The following is a 16,057-nucleotide window of genomic DNA, read 5'->3' as shown; positions in this document are numbered from 1 at the left end:
TTGCCCCCGCTCCGCTAGCATTAGCGATCTTCCGCTTGATCAGGCTACGATGGTTTTTCGATGAGTTATCAGGTTCTTGCACGAAAATGGCGTCCGCGCTCGTTCCGCGAAATGGTCGGCCAGACCCATGTGCTCAAGGCCTTGATCAATGCCTTGGACAACCAGCGGCTGCACCATGCCTACCTGTTCACCGGTACCCGCGGCGTGGGCAAGACGACCATCGCCCGTATTATCGCAAAGTGCCTGAACTGTGAAACCGGCATCACCTCCACGCCCTGTGGCACCTGTTCGGTGTGCCGTGAAATTGACGAAGGTCGTTTCGTCGACCTGATCGAGATCGACGCCGCCAGCCGCACCAAGGTCGAGGATACCCGCGAACTGCTCGATAACGTGCAGTACGCCCCCAGCCGTGGGCGCTTCAAGGTCTACCTGATCGACGAAGTGCACATGCTCTCGACCCACTCGTTCAACGCCTTGCTCAAGACGCTGGAAGAGCCGCCGCCCTACGTCAAGTTCATCCTCGCCACCACCGACCCGCAGAAGCTGCCGGCCACCATCCTGTCGCGCTGCCTGCAGTTCTCGTTGAAGAACATGAGCCCAGAGCGGGTGGTGGAGCACCTCAGCCACGTACTGGCCGCCGAGAACGTGCCGTTCGAGGAAGATGCCCTGTGGCTGCTGGGCCGTGCGGCCGATGGCTCCATGCGTGATGCCATGAGCCTGACCGACCAGGCCATCGCCTTTGGTGAAGGCAAGGTACTGGCCGCCGATGTGCGTGCCATGTTGGGTAGCCTCGACCATGGCCAGGTGTATGGCGTCTTGCAGGCACTGCTCGAAGGCGATGCCAGGGCTTTGCTGGAGGCCGTGCGTAACCTGGCCGAGCAAGGGCCGGACTGGTCGGGTGTTCTGGCCGAAATGCTCAATGTGCTGCACCGTGTAGCCATTGCCCAAGCGCTGCCCGAAGCGGTAGACAACGGCCAGGGTGATCGCGAGCGGGTATTGGCGCTGGCATCGGCGCTGCCGGCCGAGGATGTGCAGTTCTATTATCAGATGGGCCTGATTGGCCGTCGTGACCTGCCCCTTGCGCCGGACCCGCGCGGTGGCTTCGAGATGGTGCTGCTGCGCATGCTGGCGTTCCGCCCGGCAGACACGGACGACGCGCCGAAGCCGGTGCTAAAGCCAGTGGGGATCAGCCAGGCCACAGCTGATCCTGCAGCGCAGGTGGCAGCCCCGGCGCCGGTCGCGCTTTCATCGCCTGTCGCCGCCGTGCCGGCGGAGCCGGTAGCGCAAGCGCCGCAGCTTGAAGTGCCGGCCCCCGCGACGGCTGACCATGAGCCGGAGGCCGAGCCAGACCTTGAACTGAAAGCCGAGGCCGAGGCCATCTCGGTACCTGAGCCTGTCGCCGAAGTGGTCGACCTGCCGTGGGAAGAACCTGCAGTTGCACCTGCGCCGTCAGCGGCTGAACCTGCGCCTGCCCCGGCTCCTGCGCCCGAGCCTGTTGCCCCGGTGGCGTCCGCACAGGCCACCCCGGTACACGACGAGCCGCCCTTCGACCCGTCCGCCTACGCTGCCGTGGGGATGGACCGGGACGATGAGCCACCGTTGGACGAAGACTATTACGGCGGCGAAAGCGATCCGGCAGGTTTCAGCTACCTGGACGAATTGGCCGAACATGTTCAGGAAGACGTGTCCAAACCGGCTGCCGAACCGTTGCCGGCAGCCAAACCGGCCACCGGCCTGGCCTTGCAATGGCTGGAATTATTCCCACAGTTGCCTGTGTCCGGGATGACAGGCAACATCGCGGCAAACTGTACGCTGATTGCCGCCGATGGCGACGACTGGCTGTTGCATCTGGACCCGGGCCAGGGGGCACTGTTCAACGCGACCCAGCAGCGGCGCCTGAACGAAGCGCTCAACCAGCACCTGGGGCGCACGCTGAACCTGCGCATCGAGCTGATCCTGCCCGAGCAGGAAACCCCGGCTCAGGCCGCAGCGCGCAAGCGTGCCGAGCGCCAGCAGGATGCAGTTGCTTCGATCGAGCAGGATCCGTTGATCCAGCAGATGATCAAGTTGTTCGGCGCCAAGGTGCGGCAGGATACTATTGAGCCTGTAGAAGCCCTGGTCAGCCAGGGCCAGTAACGGATAACCATGCGGCCGGCCCGGTGCCGGGCCGCATCACATGACCCAATCGAGGTATACCCCATGATGAAAGGTGGCATGGCCGGCCTGATGAAGCAGGCCCAGCAGATGCAGGAAAAAATGCAGAAGATGCAGGAAGAACTGGCCAACGCCGAAGTCACCGGTCAGTCCGGTGGCGGGCTGGTGAGCGTGGTGATGACCGGTCGTCACGACGTCAAGCGCGTCAGCATCGACCAGAGCCTGATGTCGACTGATGAAGATGACAAGGAAGTACTGGAAGACCTCATTGCCGCTGCGCTGAACGACGCAGTGCGCAAGGTTGAGCAAAGCAGCCAGGAAAAGATGGGCGGCATGACCGCCGGCATGCAGCTGCCGCCAGGCTTCAAGATGCCATTCTAAGGGCATTGCGATACTCAAAACCGCCGCTGATATCAGCGGCGTTTTTTTTACGTAGATTTCAACCCAGGCGCGGTCTGCTTTTTTATGTCGGGTGCAACTGTTGTGCTCGAACTTTGAAATTTTGCACGATCACTATGGGGGCGGGCATGCCCGCGAACACGGGCGAAGCCCGTGCCATCCACTGTGCAGCCTGCTTCGCGGGCATGCCCGCTCCGACAGTGATCACACTGGCTTTCCAGTTTTGTGCAAGGCAATTGCGCTCATATAACTGCAGGCCGCGTAGACTTGGGGTGACCTGATTTGACGCCACCGCCCTCGCTGGGTATAAACCGCCTCTTATTGAATTGTCAGGCCTTTCCCATGAGCTTCAGCCCCCTCATCCGCCAACTGATCGACGGCCTGCGCATCTTGCCAGGTGTCGGCCAGAAAACCGCCCAGCGCATGGCCCTGCAACTGCTCGAGCGCGACCGCAGCGGTGGGCTGCGCCTGGCTCAGGCCTTGACCCAGGCCATGGAAGGGGTGGGCCACTGCCGTCAGTGCCGCACCCTGACCGAGCAGGAGCTGTGCCCACAGTGTGCCGACCCGCGCCGTGACGACACCCAGCTGTGCGTGGTCGAGGGGCCGACCGATGTGTATGCGGTGGAGCAGACGGGCTACCGTGGCCGTTACTTCGTGCTCAAGGGGCACCTGTCGCCGCTGGATGGCCTGGGGCCTGAGGCGATCGGTATTCCGCAGCTGATGGCGCGGATCGAAGAGCAGGGCACCTTTATCGAGGTGATCCTGGCGACCAACCCGACGGTGGAAGGCGAAGCGACGGCGCATTACATTGCCCAGTTGCTGAGCGAGAAAGGGCTGGTAGCGTCGCGGATTGCCCATGGTGTGCCCCTGGGCGGTGAGCTGGAGATGGTGGACGGTGGTACCTTGGCCCATGCCTTTGCAGGGCGCCGGCCTATTTCGCTCTGATTCATTGGGGCTGCAAAGCAGCCCCAAAAGCCCACTCAGTACTCGCTGAGGGAAAACTCGGTCAGGCAGAAGGTAGGCACCCCGGCCGCCTGCAACCGACGCGAGCCGTCCAGTTCCGGCAGGTCGATGATCGCCGCCGCCTCGAACACCTGCGCCCCGGTACGACGCACCAGGTTGGCCGCCGCCAGCAGGGTCCCGCCAGTTGCTATCAAGTCATCGAAGATCAACACCGAATCGCCTTCGCACAGGCTGTCGGCATGCACTTCCAGGAAGGCCTCGCCGTACTCGGTCTGGTAACCCTCGCTCAGCACGTCGGCCGGCAGCTTGCCCTGCTTGCGGAACAGGATCAGCGGCTTGTTCAGCTGGTGGGCGATGATCGAGCCGATCAGGAAGCCCCGCGCGTCCATGGCGCCGATGTGGCTGAATTCAGCCTCGACATAGCGCTCGATGAACTGGTCGGCCACATAGCGCAGCCCGCGTGGCGACTGGAATAACGGGGTAATGTCGCGGAAGATCACACCCGGTTTGGGGAAGTCCACTACCGGGCGGATCAGGGCTTTGAGGTCGAAGGCGTCGCTGTGCATTGTTGCGGGTATCCTGGGAAAACGAATGCCCAAGTATACCCGCTAAAGACCAGCCTCAGGCCTCGATTGCACCACCGGCCAGCGCGCACAGCTGGATCGGGTCGAGAATGTGCACTTCCTTGCCCTCGGCGCGCAGCAGGCCGTTCTGCTGGAAGCGGGTGAACACCCGCGACACGGTTTCTACGGCCAGGCCAAGGTAGTTGCCGATTTCGTTGCGCGACATGCTCAGGCGGAACTGATTGGCCGAATAGCCGCGGGCGCGGAAGCGCGCCGACAGGTTGACCAGGAAGGTGGCAATGCGCTCGTCGGCGGTCTTTTTCGACAGCAGCAACATCATTTGCTGGTCGTCGCGGATTTCGCGGCTCATTACCCGCATCAGCTGGCGACGCAACTGCGGCAGTTGCACCGAAAGCTCGTCAAGCCGCTCGAAGGGGATTTCACACACCGAAGTGGTTTCCTGGGCCTGGGCCGATACCGGGTAGGCCTCGGTATCCATGCCCGACAGGCCGACCAGTTCGCTGGGCAGGTGGAAGCCCGTGATCTGCTCTTCGCCGCTGTCGCTGAGGCTGAAGGTTTTCAGGGCCCCGGAACGTACTGCGTAGACCGAGCCAAAACTGTCACCCTGGCGGAACAGAAACTCGCCTTTCTTGAGCGGTCGCCCGCGTTTGACGATTTCATCCAGTGCGTCCATGTCTTCCAGGTTCAGCGAAAGAGGCAGGCACAGGGGGGCCAGGCTGCAATCCTTGCAATGGGCCTGGTTGTGTGGGCGCAGTTTGACTGGCTCGGACATTTGAATCGATCCTTGTGGGAAAGCACACATAAGTCGTAAGGGTAACTCACGACACAGGGTGTAGGCCAGTGTGCGCGGTGATGGTGCGCGCTGGCGAAACCCCGGCAGGTGGCCTGCCGGGAGTCCTTGTGTGCTCATAGTGTGCCTGACAAGGAAGCTTGTCCATGCGGTTGAACGCCTTGTTTTTCAGATCACTCGCGAGAAACGTTGGCGGTTGTGCATTGCCAGATACGCGTCGAACACCATGCATACCGAGCGCGCCAGCAGCCGGCCGGCCGGCAGGATGCGAATACCCTTGTCGTCCAGGCTGATCAGGCCGTCGCGCTGCAAGGTCAGCAGCTCGGGCCAGAGGTCGTTGAAGTAACCGCGAAAATCAAGGGTGAAGGCCTGTTCGATGGGTTCGAAATCCAGCTCGAAATGGCAGATCAGCTGCTGGATCACCGCCCGGCGTATACGGTCGTCGTGGTTGCACAGCAAGCCGCGCTGGGTGGCCAGCTGGGCGTTGGACAGGCTGTCCTGGTAGGTGCTGAGGTCACTGCTGTTCTGGCAGTACAGGTCGCCGATCTGGCTGATCGCCGACACGCCCAGGCCAATCAGGTCGCAGTGCCCGTGGGTGGTGTAGCCCTGGAAGTTGCGCTGCAAGGTGCCTTCTTCCTGGGCAATGGCCAGTTCGTCGTCGGGCAGGGCGAAGTGGTCCATGCCGATGTAGCGGTAACCGGCGGCGGTCAGTTGGTCGATGGTGGCGTGCAGCATCTCCAACTTGGCGGCGGCGCTGGGCAGGTCGTTGCTGTCGATGCGCCGTTGCGGCATGAAGCGCTCTGGAAGGTGGGCATAGTTGAACACCGACAGGCGGTCGGGCTGCAGGCGGATCACCTCTTCGACGGTGCGGGCGAAGCCTTCCGGGGTTTGCTTGGGCAGGCCGTAGATCAGGTCGAGGTTGACCGAGCGAAACTGCAGCGTGCGGGCAGCCTCGATCAGGGTGCGGGTCTGCTCCAGGCTCTGCAGGCGGTTGATCGCCCGCTGTACGGCCGGGTCAAGGTCCTGTACACCCAGGCTGACGCGGTTGAAGCCCAGTTCGCGAAGCAGGCCCATGGTCGACCAGTCGGCTTCGCGAGGGTCGATCTCGATGCCGTAGTCGCCGGAATCGTCGTCCAGCAGGTGGAAGTGCTGGCGCAGGGTGGCCATCAGTTGGCGCAGTTCCACATGGCTGAGGAAGGTTGGTGTGCCTCCGCCAAAATGCAGCTGTTCAACACGTTGTTTAGGGTCCAGGTGGCAGGCGATCAACTGGATTTCCTGCTCCAGGCGCTGCAGGTAGGGCGCGGCGCGCGCGCGGTCCTTGGTGATGACCTTGTTGCAGGCGCAGTAGTAGCAGATGTTGGCGCAGAACGGCACATGCACGTACAGCGACAGCGGGCGCACGGCCCGTCGGCTCTCGCGCAGGGCGTTGAGCAGGTCGAACGAACCCACCTCGCTGTGCAGTTGCACGGCGGTTGGGTAAGAGGTGTAGCGTGGCCCGGCGAGATCGTAGCGGCGGATCAGGTCGGTATCCCAACGTAGTTCGTCGAGCATGAGGGTAGTCCCCGGAAAGAGCAGCAGTGCACCGGAGTCTATGGCCGTCTGTAGGAAACTGTGTTGATTTGTATCAAGGGCATTGGGGCTGCCTTGCAGCCCCCGTCAATGCCCCATCAGCCAGTGCTGGTGTGGGCCCGGCAGGGTCCAGACACCGAATAGCATCACCAGCACACCGCCCGCCACGCGCACGCTGCGTCGCCGCAACAGGGCGTTTACCCGTTCGGCAGCCAGCCCGGTTGCCAGCAACACCGGCCAGGTGCCCACCCCGAACGCGAGCATCAACACCGCGCTGTACCCGGCGTTGCCCTGGCTGGCCGCCCACAGCAGGGTGCTGTAAACCAAACCGCACGGCAGCCAGCCCCACAAGGCGCCCAGCAGCAACGCCCGGGGCAGGCTGGACACCGGCAGCAAGCGCGACGCCAGCGGCTGGATATGCCGCCACAACCCGCGGCCAAGTGCCTCGATACGGGTCAGCCCGCTCCACCAGCCGGCCAGGTACAGGCCCATGGCAATCAGCAGCAGCGCCGCAGCCACCCGCAGCGCCAGCGCTGCCGGGCTGCTGGCCACGGCCCAGCCTGCCAGGCCCAGCAACAGGCCGGCGCAGGCATAGCTGAAAATGCGCCCCAGGTTATACGCCAGCAACAGGCGCAGGCGCTTGCCGCGTTGTTCGGGAGGGATGGCCAAGGTCAGTGCGCCCATCAGGCCTCCGCACATGCCCAGGCAGTGACCGCCACCCAGCAGGCCAAGGACCAGTGCCGAGCCCAGCAGCGGAAGCAGGTCAGGCACGGGGAGGTGGTTCCTTGTCGGTGTCGGCCGGGGCGTCGTCAGGCTTCACGGCCGCCTGGTGGCGCGGGTCCTGATCGTCGAACAGGATGCTGTGGGCGGGGCCTTCAAGGTCGTCGTACTGGCCGCTGTCTACCGCCCAGAAGAAGATGTACACGGCCACGCCGACCAGCAGCAGGGCTGCCGGAATCATGACATAGAGGGCGGGCATGGCGACTTCCTCCCGGGTAAAGGGGCTTCGTGGGGCGGCGGGCCAGAGGCCACGGGCATACGGGTCAGGCGCAGGGCATTGAGCACCACGATCAGCGAGCTGACCGACATGCCGATGGCTGCCCACACCGGCGTGATCCAGCCGAGCGCGGCAAACGGCAACATCAGGCCATTATACAGGGTCGCCCACAGCAGGTTCTCGAGGATGTTGCGCCGCGTTCGACGGGCCAGGTCGAAGGCCTGCACCAGCGCCTGCAGGCGGTTGGACAGCAGTACGGCATCGGCGCTGGTCTTGGCAAGGTCGGTGGCGCTACCCATCGCGATGCTGATGTCGGCGGCGGCCAGCACCGGCACATCGTTGACACCGTCGCCGAGCATCAGCACTTTGCGCCCCTGTGCCTGCAGGGCTTTCAGCCGGTCAAGCTTGTCGTCTGGCCGCAGGCCGCCAATGGCCTGGTCGATGCCCAGTTGTGCGGCCACTTCGGCAACCATTGGCGAGCTGTCGCCCGACAGCAGCAGCGTGCGCCAGCCACGTGCCTTGCAGGCAGCGAGCAGGGCCGGGGCATCGTCGCGCAGACGGTCGTCCAGGCCAAACCAGGCCAATGGCCCCTGGCGGTCGCCCAATAGCAGCCATTGGCCGCGCGGCTCCGGCACGGCGGGGATTTGCGCGCCGCTCAAGGCGCAGACGAAGGCGGCCTGGCCAATGCGCAGGCGCTGCCCGTCCACCAGCCCTTCCAGGCCCAGGCCAGATATGGTCTGCACATCATCGGCAGGCGTGGCGGTACGACCGAAGGCGCGGGCGATGGGGTGCTCGGAGCGGTTTTCCAGCGCGGCGGCTAGGGCCAGGCAGCGGTCGGCTGCCTGGCTGCCGAGCGGGCGAATGCTGCGCAAGGCCAGGCGGCCCTCGGTCAGTGTGCCGGTCTTGTCGAAGATTACCGTGTCGATCTGGTTCAGGCCTTCCAGCACATGGCCGCGGGTCACCAGCAGGCCGAGCTTGTGCAAGGTGCCGGTGGCGGCCGTAAGCGCAGTTGGCGTGGCCAGCGACAGCGCACAGGGGCAGGTTGCCACCAGCATCGCCAGCACGATCCAGAACGCCCGCGTCGGGTCCAGGTGCCACCACCACAGGCCGATGGCAACGGCGGCCAGCAGCGAAAACAGCAGGAACCACTGCGAGGCGCGGTCGGCAATTTCCGCCAGGCGCGGTTTTTCGGTCTGGGCGCGCTCCAGCAGGCGGACGATGGCCGATAACCGTGAATCGTGACCGAGGGCTTCGACTTCCACGTTAAGGGTGCTTTCGACGTTCAACGTGCCGCCGGTGACCCGTTCGCCTACTTGGCGGGGCTGTGGCAGGTATTCGCCGGTCAGCAGTGATTCGTCGACGCTGGAGCGGCCTTCTACGATACGCCCGTCGGCCGGGATTACCGCGCCTGGCAGGACTTGCACGGTGTCACCGCAGTGCAGTTCGCCAAGGAGGATGCGCTCGCTGCGGCCGAAGGCGTCCAGGCGCAGGCACGAGGCCGGCAGCAGGTTGACCAGCTGCGCAGTGGCCGCAGCCGTGCGTTCTCGGGCTCGGCGTTCCAGGTAGCGGCCGGTGAGGAGAAACAGGGCGAACATGCCCACGGTGTCGAAATACAGCTCGCCGCTGCCGGTGATGGCCGTCCAGATGCCAGCACCGAAGGCAAGGCCAATGGCCAGCGACACTGAAACGTCCATGGTCAGGTGGCGGGTGCGCAGGTCGCGTGCCGCGCCTTTGAAGAATGGCGCGCAGCTGTAGAACACGATGGGGATGGTGAGGAACAGCGCAACCCAGCGCAGAATGGTGTGCAGTTCGGGCGACAGGTCGATGTTGAACTCCGGCCAGGTGGCCATGGTTGCCATCATTGCCTGGAACCACAGCAGCCCGGCCACGCCCAGGCGGCGCAAGGCGCTACGGTTTTCCCGGGCCAGCTGCTCGGTGGCCTTGTCGGGCTGATAGGGGTGGGCGGCGTAGCCGATCTGTCGCAGCTCGGCGAGCAGGCGCGACAGCGGTAGCTGCTGGTCATCCCAGTTCAGCAGCAGGCGGTGATTGGACAGGTTCAGGCGCGCTTCGGCAACACCGGGCAGGTTGCGCAAGTGCTTTTCGATCAGCCACCCGCAGGCAGCGCAACTGATGCCTTCGACCAGCAGGGTGGTTTCGGCCAGCTCGCCCTGGTGGCGGACGAAGGTTTGTTGCACGTCACTGCGGTCGTAAAGGGCCAGCTCGTCCTGCAACTGCCTGGGCAGGGCTTCGGGGTTGGCGCTAGTGTCACTGCGGTGCTGGTAGTAGTGCTCCAGGCCTCCAGCGACGATCGACTCGGCCACCGCCTGGCAACCTGGGCAGCAGAACTGCCGGGGCTGGCCGAGGACCACGGCGGTGAAGCGGCTGCCGGCGGGGACGGGCAGGGCGCAGTGGTAGCAGGGGGTGGGTTGGGTCATTGCGTCATTGCCTTACAGATCGGCCGGCCTGAATCGAAACCTGTAGGAGCGGGCTTGCCCGCGAATGCGTCAGGCCTGAAAACAACGTTGCCTGAGCTATCGCATTCGCGGGCAAGCCCGCTCCTACACAGGGAGAAGTGGTACGACTATTGGTGTTCGGCGCCTTGCAGTGCTTCATCACCCAGTTGCAAGGTCACACCATGCGCCACTTTTTCCTCTTCGAACAAGCGCCACACCTGGCCCCCTTCGCTACCCAGCAGTTCGACAAAGCGGCGCCCGTCGACCTTGTCTTCCAGCTGCCCCACATAGCGCCCTGCTTCTACCCGGCTTAGCAGCACCTTGCGGTCTTTCTCTGGCTGGGTTGGCGAAATCAGGTTCAGCTCCACGCTTTGCGGGTCGCTGTTACCGGTCAGACGCAGGTCCACTTCGCCAGTCAGCTCATCGAGGTGCACACTGGCCTTCAAGCCTAGCTTCTGCGCCAGCAATTCACGGTCCAGTGAGCGGTTGATGCCTTTGCCGGCCTCGTAGTAGTTGTCGTTCACCAGGTTGTCCGGGTTATGCACAGCGATGCTGACCATGGTCAGGCTCAGGCACACCGAGGTGGTGAGGATGCCGATGATGATCCAGGGCCAGAGGTGCTTGTACCAGGGGCTGGCGGCGGTGGCGGCAGGCATTGTGCGTTATCTCTCTTAGCGGATCTGTGGGCCGATGAAACGGCTCTTGGCTTCAACCTGGGCGTCACTGTCGTCGGCGCTCTTGAGGATGAAGGTGATTTCGTTGGTGGTCGATGGCAGTTTCTCGGGGGCAACCGACAGCTGCACGGGAAGGCTGACGATATCACCGGCTGCCACGCGGATTTCGCGTTGGCCTTCGAGCTTGAGGTCCGGCAGGCCGGCCGCGTCCAGCACGTAGACGTGATCGCGCTGGTCCTTGTTCATCACCTTCAGGCTGTACACGTTCTCGATCCGGCCCTGGGCGTTTTCGCGGTACAGCACACGGTCTTTGCTGACGTCGAAGCCGACCAGCGAACGGGTGGCGAAGGCCGTCGCCAGCCCGATCATCATCACCAGCAGTACCACGGCATAGCCGATCAGGCGCGGGCGCAGCATGTGGGTCTTCTGTCCGGACAGGTTGTGTTCGGTGGTGTAGCTGATCAGGCCTTTGGGGTAGTTCATCTTGTCCATGATGCTGTCGCAGGCATCGATACAGGCGGCGCAGCCAATGCACTCGATCTGCAGGCCGTCACGGATATCGATGCCGGTAGGGCAGACCTGCACGCACATGGTGCAGTCGATGCAGTCGCCCAGGCCTTGGGCCTTGTAGTCAGCGTCCTTTTTTCGTGGCCCGCGGGTTTCGCCACGGCGTGGGTCGTAGGACACGATCAGCGTGTCCTTGTCGAACATCACGCTCTGGAAGCGTGCATAGGGGCACATGTACACGCATACCTGTTCGCGCAGCCAGCCGGCGTTGCCGTAAGTGGCGAGGGTGAAAAAGCCGACCCAGAAGTACGCCCAGCCATCGGCCTGGCCGGTGAAGAATTCAATCACCAGTTCACGGATCGGCGAGAAGTAGCCGACGAAGGTCATGCCGGTGACAAAGCCGATCAGCAGCCACAGGCTGTGCTTGGCGAATTTGCGCAGGAACTTGTTGCCGCTCATGGGGGCTTTGTCGAGCTTCATGCGCTGGTTGCGGTCACCTTCGGTGACCTTTTCGCACCACATGAAAATCCAGGTCCACACGCTTTGCGGGCAGGTGTAGCCGCACCACACCCGGCCGGCGAACACCGTGATGAAGAACAGGCCGAAGGCGGCGACGATGAGAATGCCCGAGAGCAGGATGAAGTCTTGCGGCCAGATGGTAGCGCCGAAGATGTAGAACTTGCGTTCGGGCAGGTTCCACCACACAGCCTGGTGACCACCCCAGTTCAGCCACACGGTGCCGAAGTACAGCAGGAACAGTGCGGCACCCCCGACCATGCGCAGGCGACGGAACAGGCCGGTGAAGGCGCGGGTGTAGATCTTTTCCCGGGAAGCGTAGAGGTCGACGGAATCCTTCCCTTTGCTGGCAGGCGGGGTGACATCATGTACCGGAATTTGCTTGCTCATCATCAAGTCCCACGGCAGTGGAGAAACGCCGCGGCCTGTGCGTGCGGGCCGCAGTCTCGCGCAATCTGCTAGCGCTCTGCGGTCCATGATACGCCGCTGAGGGCGATATGGGATCGCACTGCGACCTTTAGTCGCGTTGGGTTCGTGGCATGAAACGTGTTATGGCGGGTGTCAATTGATCCAGGTCATCAGCCTGCCAGAAATGCGGTGGCTGTAAGGGCCTCTTCGCGGGCAAGCCCGCTCCTACAAGGATCCTGTGTAGGAGCGGGTTTACCCGCGAAGAGGCCAGGCCTGCCTTACTCAGCCTTGGCCGGTTCAGCCTGGTGCGACAGGCTGTAAACATAAGCCGCCAGCAAGTGCACCTTGTCGTTGCCCTGCAGCTGTTCCTGGGCCGGCATCTGCCCCTGGCGGCCATAACGAATGGTCTGCTGCAGCTGGGCAAAGCTCGAACCGTAGATGAACGCCTGCGGGTGGGTCAGGTTCGGTGCGCCCATGGCGGGTGTACCTTTGCCTTCCGGCCCGTGGCAGGCCACGCAGTTGGCAGCAAAGATCTTCTGCCCGTTCTCGACATCGGCTTTCGCGCCCTCAGGCAATGTGCGGCCATCGAGTTTGCTGACCACGAATGCAGCCACATCGGCCACGCCCTGGTCACCGATTACTTCGGCCCAGGCCGGCATCACGCCATGGCGCCCGCCCATGATGGTGGTCTTGATGGTTTCCGGCTCGCCGCCCCAGCGCCAGTCATTGTCGGTGAGGTTGGGGAAGCCGAAGGCGCCCTTGGCGTCGGAACCGTGGCACACCGAGCAGTTGGAGGCGAACAGCCGCGCGCCCATTTTCAATGCCTGCGGGTCCTTGGCCACATCCACGATGGGCATGGCCGCGAACTTGGCGAAGATCGGCCCGAAGCGGGCGTCGGCCTTGGCCATTTCCTTTTCCCACTCGTGCACGCCGGTCCAGCCCGGCTGGCCGTTGGAAAACTCGGTCTGCTTGTCGTTATCCAGGTACGAATAGCCCGGCAGGATGCCTTTCCAGTTGCCCAGGCCCGGGTACAGCACCAGGTAGCCGAGGGCGAAGATGATGGTGCCGACGAACAGCCAGAACCACCATTTCGGCAGCGGGTTGTCGTACTCCTCGATGCCATCGAAGGCATGCCCGACGGTTTCGTCGGTAACCTCTTCGCGCTGGCCCTTGCGGGTCGACAGCAGCAGCCAGGTCAACGAGAAGATGGTGCCCAGGGTCAGGACGGTAACGTACAGACTCCAGAAGGTTGTCATTGTTGTTTGCTCCCAGAAGCTTTTGCTTGCTCGACGTGCCGGGTGGCCTCGGGGTCATCCGCGAAGGGCAGTTGGGTCGCTTCGTCGAAGTCCTTTTTACGCCGTGGGTTGAACACCCACAGCGCCAGGCCCACGAAGGCCACCATCACCACGACGGTGCCCAGGCCGCGAATCATCCCGATATCCATCAGCGTCACCGTTTGCTTTTTATGATGGTGCCAAGACCCTGCAGGTACGCGACGATGGCGTCCATTTCGGTCTTGCCCTTGACCGCGTCACGTGCGCCGGCAATGTCGGCGTCGGTGTACGGGGTGCCGAGTGTGCGCAGCACTTCCATCTTCTTCGCGGTGTCTTTGCCGTCGAGCTTGTTCTCGACCAGCCACGGGTAGGACGGCATCTTCGATTCCGGTACCACGTTGCGCGGGTTGTACAGGTGCGCACGGTGCCAGTCATCGGAGTAGCGGCCACCGACGCGGGCCAGGTCCGGCCCGGTGCGCTTGGAACCCCACAGGAACGGATGGTCCCACACGCTCTCACCGGCTACCGAGTAATGGCCGTAACGCTCGGTTTCGGCACGGAACGGGCGGATCATCTGCGAGTGGCAGCCCACGCAGCCTTCGCGGATGTAGATATCGCGGCCTTCCAGCTCGAGCGCGGTGCGCGGCTTCATGCCCTCGACCGGCTTGTTGGTGACGTCCTGGAAAAACAGCGGGACGATCTGGGTCAGGCCACCGACGCTCACGGCGATGACCATGAAGAAGGCCAGCAGGCCTATGTTCTTCTCGACGGCTTCATGCTTCATCAGTGCGCTCCCACAACGACGATCTTGGCGGCCTCTTCAGCCTGTGCCGGGTTGGCGGCACGTACGGTACGGAATACGTTGTAGGCCATCAGCAGCATGCCGCTGGCGAAGAACGCACCGCCCAGGGCGCGGACGATGTAGCCAGGGTGGCTGGCCTGCAGGGCTTCGACGAAGGAGTAGGTGAGGGTGCCGTCATCGTTGATGGCGCGCCACATCAGGCCCTGGGTGATGCCGTTGACCCACATCGAGGCGATGTACAGTACGGTACCGATGGTGGCCAGCCAGAAGTGAGCGTTGATCAGGCCGATGCTGTGCATCTGCTCGCGGCCGTAGAGTTTCGGGATCATGTGGTACACGGCGCCGATCGAAATCATTGCCACCCAGCCGAGGGCGCCGGCGTGGACGTGGCCGATGGTCCAGTCGGTGTAGTGCGACAGTGAGTTCACGGTCTTGATGGCCATCATCGGGCCTTCGAAGGTGGACATACCGTAGAACGCCAGCGACACCACCAGGAAGCGCAGGATCGGGTCGGTGCGCAGTTTGTGCCAGGCGCCCGACAGGGTCATCATGCCGTTGATCATGCCGCCCCAGCTTGGCGCCAGCAGGATGATAGACATCACCATGCCCAGCGACTGCGCCCAGTCAGGCAGGGCGGTGTAGTGCAGGTGGTGCGGGCCGGCCCAGATATACAGGGTGATCAGCGCCCAGAAGTGCACGATCGACAAGCGATACGAGTAGATTGGCCGCTCGGCCTGCTTGGGCACGAAGTAGTACATCATCCCCAGGAAACCGGTGGTGAGGAAGAAGCCCACGGCGTTGTGGCCGTACCACCACTGGATCATCGCGTCGGTGGCGCCGGAGTAGGCCGAGTACGACTTGAACAGGCTCACCGGCAGCGAGATGTGGTTGACGATGTGCAGCATCGCGGTGACCACGATGAACGCACCGTAGAACCAGTTGCCGACATAGATGTGCTTGGTCTTGCGCTTGACGATGGTGCCGAAGAACACCAGGCCGTAGGTAACCCAGACGATAGCCAGCAGGATCGCGAGCGGCCACTCGAGCTCGGCGTATTCCTTGGTGGTGGTGTAGCCCATCGGCAGGGTGATCAGTGCGCCGACGATGACGGCTTGCCAACCCCAGAAGGTGAAGGCGGCCATGCTGTCGGAGATCAGCCGGGTCTGGCAGGTGCGCTGCACCACGTAGTAGCTGGTGCCGAACAGCGCACAGCCCCCGAAGGCGAAGATCACCAGGTTGGTGTGCAGCGGGCGCAGGCGGCCGAAGCTGGTCCAGGGAAGGTCCAGGTTCAGCTGCGGCCACACCAGCTGCGAGGCGATGAAGACGCCGAGGCCCATGCCAAGGATCCCCCAGACCACCGTCATGATGGCGAACTGGCGGACGACCTTATAGTTATAAGCAGTCGGACTGATTGCTGTGCTCATTCTAAGGTTCCACGGTTTTGATGTTCTTGTTGGTCGAAAAATCGGCGCCAGTATTGATAACCAGCAAGGTTACCGCAACGCAACTTTGGTACGCCGACCCGTGTCCAGGCCCGTTCACTGATGTCCCGCAGGGATCGGGTCTGGGCGATTGTACACAAATAAATATTTGTAATGTGTACCGTTTTTCACCTTTTTCTGATCGATCGGTCAAGCTTTTTTTGGGGCGGCGACAGGCCATGCGCCGCGTCTGCATCGCTCCTTTCGCAGCGATGCCCATTGAGGCAACAAGCTTAGTTGTGTTCGGTGGGGGTGCAAGGGAAGGGGGCTGAGGGGGGAGGGGGGATGTAAGGGTTGAGTGTTGTGGTGGGGCGGGGGGGTGAAAGGGTTGAGTGTTGTGGTGGGGCGGGGGTGAAAGGGTTGAGTGTTGTGGTGGGGCGGGGGTGAAAGGGTTGAGTGTTGTGGTGGGGCGGGGGGTGAAAGGGTTGAGTGTTGTGGTGGGGCAGAGATCGAGCGCCGCCCGCGCGGCGCATCGCGAGCTACGCT

General features: G+C 63.1%; 15 protein-coding genes. 3 read left to right on the top strand and 12 right to left on the bottom strand.

Annotated elements, in window-relative coordinates; all coding sequences use genetic code 11:
• The first annotated feature begins 60 nt into the window (after positions 1-60).
• The 3 genes from dnaX to recR all read left to right on the top strand — a co-directional run bounded on the left by dnaX (position 61) and on the right by recR (position 3,498).
• A complete protein-coding gene (gene dnaX, locus ACF8EA_RS02780; protein ID WP_392521065.1) occupies positions 61-2,136 on the top strand; it encodes a DNA polymerase III subunit gamma/tau in 2,076 nt (691 codons plus the stop codon).
• A gap of 63 nt (positions 2,137-2,199) precedes the next feature.
• Positions 2,200-2,535 carry a YbaB/EbfC family nucleoid-associated protein gene (locus ACF8EA_RS02775; RefSeq protein ID WP_003254305.1) on the top strand — a complete coding sequence of 112 codons (336 nt, stop codon included), beginning with the start codon at positions 2,200-2,202 and terminating at the stop codon, positions 2,533-2,535.
• A gap of 360 nt (positions 2,536-2,895) precedes the next feature.
• Positions 2,896-3,498: a recombination mediator RecR gene (recR, locus tag ACF8EA_RS02770; protein WP_392521064.1), complete on the top strand. Its 603-nt coding sequence runs from the start codon at positions 2,896-2,898 to the stop codon at positions 3,496-3,498.
• A gap of 35 nt (positions 3,499-3,533) precedes the next feature.
• On the opposite strand, the gene ACF8EA_RS02765 is transcribed toward recR, so the two are convergent.
• The 12 genes from ACF8EA_RS02765 to ccoN form a co-directional block, all read right to left on the bottom strand.
• Entirely contained in the window at positions 3,534-4,082 is a 549-nt protein-coding gene (locus ACF8EA_RS02765) for an adenine phosphoribosyltransferase (RefSeq protein WP_009683910.1), read from the bottom strand.
• Positions 4,083-4,137: 55 nt separating this feature from the next.
• Positions 4,138-4,872 (bottom strand): Crp/Fnr family transcriptional regulator FnrA, encoded by a 735-nt coding sequence (fnrA, locus tag ACF8EA_RS02760; RefSeq protein ID WP_003254301.1) that lies wholly within the window; start codon positions 4,870-4,872, stop codon positions 4,138-4,140.
• Positions 4,873-5,058: 186 nt separating this feature from the next.
• The gene (gene hemN / locus ACF8EA_RS02755; protein ID WP_028696985.1) at positions 5,059-6,441 is read right to left on the bottom strand and encodes an oxygen-independent coproporphyrinogen III oxidase; all 1,383 of its coding nucleotides are present in this window, start codon (positions 6,439-6,441) and stop codon (positions 5,059-5,061) included.
• 105 nt (positions 6,442-6,546) lie between these two features.
• On the bottom strand, positions 6,547-7,230 hold the full coding sequence (locus tag ACF8EA_RS02750; RefSeq protein WP_021783039.1) for a sulfite exporter TauE/SafE family protein: 684 nt from the start codon (positions 7,228-7,230) through the stop codon (positions 6,547-6,549).
• Positions 7,223-7,438, bottom strand: a complete 216-nt coding sequence (ccoS, locus tag ACF8EA_RS02745; protein WP_021783040.1) for a cbb3-type cytochrome oxidase assembly protein CcoS — start codon at positions 7,436-7,438, stop codon at positions 7,223-7,225. Before ccoS ends, ACF8EA_RS02750 begins: the two co-directional genes overlap by 8 nt.
• Positions 7,417-9,891: a heavy metal translocating P-type ATPase gene (locus ACF8EA_RS02740; RefSeq protein WP_392521063.1), complete on the bottom strand. Its 2,475-nt coding sequence runs from the start codon at positions 9,889-9,891 to the stop codon at positions 7,417-7,419. The genes ccoS and ACF8EA_RS02740 overlap by 22 nt, the downstream gene beginning before the upstream one ends.
• A 146-nt stretch (positions 9,892-10,037) precedes the next feature.
• Complete coding sequence (locus tag ACF8EA_RS02735) at positions 10,038-10,565, bottom strand: FixH family protein (protein WP_319299019.1); 528 nt, start codon at positions 10,563-10,565, stop codon at positions 10,038-10,040.
• A 15-nt stretch (positions 10,566-10,580) separates the two neighbouring features.
• Positions 10,581-11,996 carry a cytochrome c oxidase accessory protein CcoG gene (gene ccoG, locus ACF8EA_RS02730; protein ID WP_028696987.1) on the bottom strand — a complete coding sequence of 472 codons (1,416 nt, stop codon included), beginning with the start codon at positions 11,994-11,996 and terminating at the stop codon, positions 10,581-10,583.
• Between the two features lie 296 nt (positions 11,997-12,292).
• Positions 12,293-13,270, bottom strand: a complete 978-nt coding sequence (gene ccoP, locus ACF8EA_RS02725) for a cytochrome-c oxidase, cbb3-type subunit III (RefSeq protein WP_021783044.1) — start codon at positions 13,268-13,270, stop codon at positions 12,293-12,295.
• Positions 13,267-13,458, bottom strand: a complete 192-nt coding sequence (locus tag ACF8EA_RS02720) for a CcoQ/FixQ family Cbb3-type cytochrome c oxidase assembly chaperone (protein ID WP_003254287.1) — start codon at positions 13,456-13,458, stop codon at positions 13,267-13,269. The genes ccoP and ACF8EA_RS02720 overlap by 4 nt, the downstream gene beginning before the upstream one ends.
• A 5-nt stretch (positions 13,459-13,463) precedes the next feature.
• A complete protein-coding gene (gene ccoO, locus ACF8EA_RS02715; RefSeq protein ID WP_003254286.1) occupies positions 13,464-14,072 on the bottom strand; it encodes a cytochrome-c oxidase, cbb3-type subunit II in 609 nt (202 codons plus the stop codon).
• Complete coding sequence (ccoN, locus tag ACF8EA_RS02710; protein ID WP_003254284.1) at positions 14,072-15,514, bottom strand: cytochrome-c oxidase, cbb3-type subunit I; 1,443 nt, start codon at positions 15,512-15,514, stop codon at positions 14,072-14,074. Before ccoN ends, ccoO begins: the two co-directional genes overlap by 1 nt.
• Between the last annotated feature and the right edge of the window lie 543 nt (positions 15,515-16,057).

The sequence above is a fragment of the Pseudomonas sp. YQ_5 genome, from assembly GCF_043103305.1.
GTDB lineage: Bacteria > Pseudomonadota > Gammaproteobacteria > Pseudomonadales > Pseudomonadaceae > Aquipseudomonas > Aquipseudomonas putida_Y.
The sequence above is the reverse complement of the archived record's forward strand: the minus strand, read 5'-3'. Positions and strand labels throughout refer to the sequence as shown.

Bases quoted from the DNA above. Each gene is read 5' to 3' on its own strand.
- dnaX (WP_392521065.1), top strand. From the start codon at position 61: ATGAGTTATCAGGTTCTTGCACGAAAATGGCGTCCGCGCTCGTTCCGC.
- ACF8EA_RS02775 (WP_003254305.1), top strand. From the start codon at position 2,200: ATGATGAAAGGTGGCATGGCCGGCCTGATGAAGCAGGCCCAGCAGATG.
- recR (WP_392521064.1), top strand. From the start codon at position 2,896: ATGAGCTTCAGCCCCCTCATCCGCCAACTGATCGACGGCCTGCGCATC.
- ACF8EA_RS02765 (WP_009683910.1), bottom strand. From the start codon at position 4,082: ATGCACAGCGACGCCTTCGACCTCAAAGCCCTGATCCGCCCGGTAGTG.
- fnrA (WP_003254301.1), bottom strand. From the start codon at position 4,872: ATGTCCGAGCCAGTCAAACTGCGCCCACACAACCAGGCCCATTGCAAG.
- hemN (WP_028696985.1), bottom strand. From the start codon at position 6,441: ATGCTCGACGAACTACGTTGGGATACCGACCTGATCCGCCGCTACGAT.
- ccoS (WP_021783040.1), bottom strand. From the start codon at position 7,438: ATGCCCGCCCTCTATGTCATGATTCCGGCAGCCCTGCTGCTGGTCGGC.
- ACF8EA_RS02740 (WP_392521063.1), bottom strand. From the start codon at position 9,891: ATGACCCAACCCACCCCCTGCTACCACTGCGCCCTGCCCGTCCCCGCC.
- ACF8EA_RS02735 (WP_319299019.1), bottom strand. From the start codon at position 10,565: ATGCCTGCCGCCACCGCCGCCAGCCCCTGGTACAAGCACCTCTGGCCC.
- ccoG (WP_028696987.1), bottom strand. From the start codon at position 11,996: ATGAGCAAGCAAATTCCGGTACATGATGTCACCCCGCCTGCCAGCAAA.
- ccoP (WP_021783044.1), bottom strand. From the start codon at position 13,270: ATGACAACCTTCTGGAGTCTGTACGTTACCGTCCTGACCCTGGGCACC.
- ACF8EA_RS02720 (WP_003254287.1), bottom strand. From the start codon at position 13,458: ATGGATATCGGGATGATTCGCGGCCTGGGCACCGTCGTGGTGATGGTG.
- ccoO (WP_003254286.1), bottom strand. From the start codon at position 14,072: ATGAAGCATGAAGCCGTCGAGAAGAACATAGGCCTGCTGGCCTTCTTC.
- ccoN (WP_003254284.1), bottom strand. From the start codon at position 15,514: ATGAGCACAGCAATCAGTCCGACTGCTTATAACTATAAGGTCGTCCGC.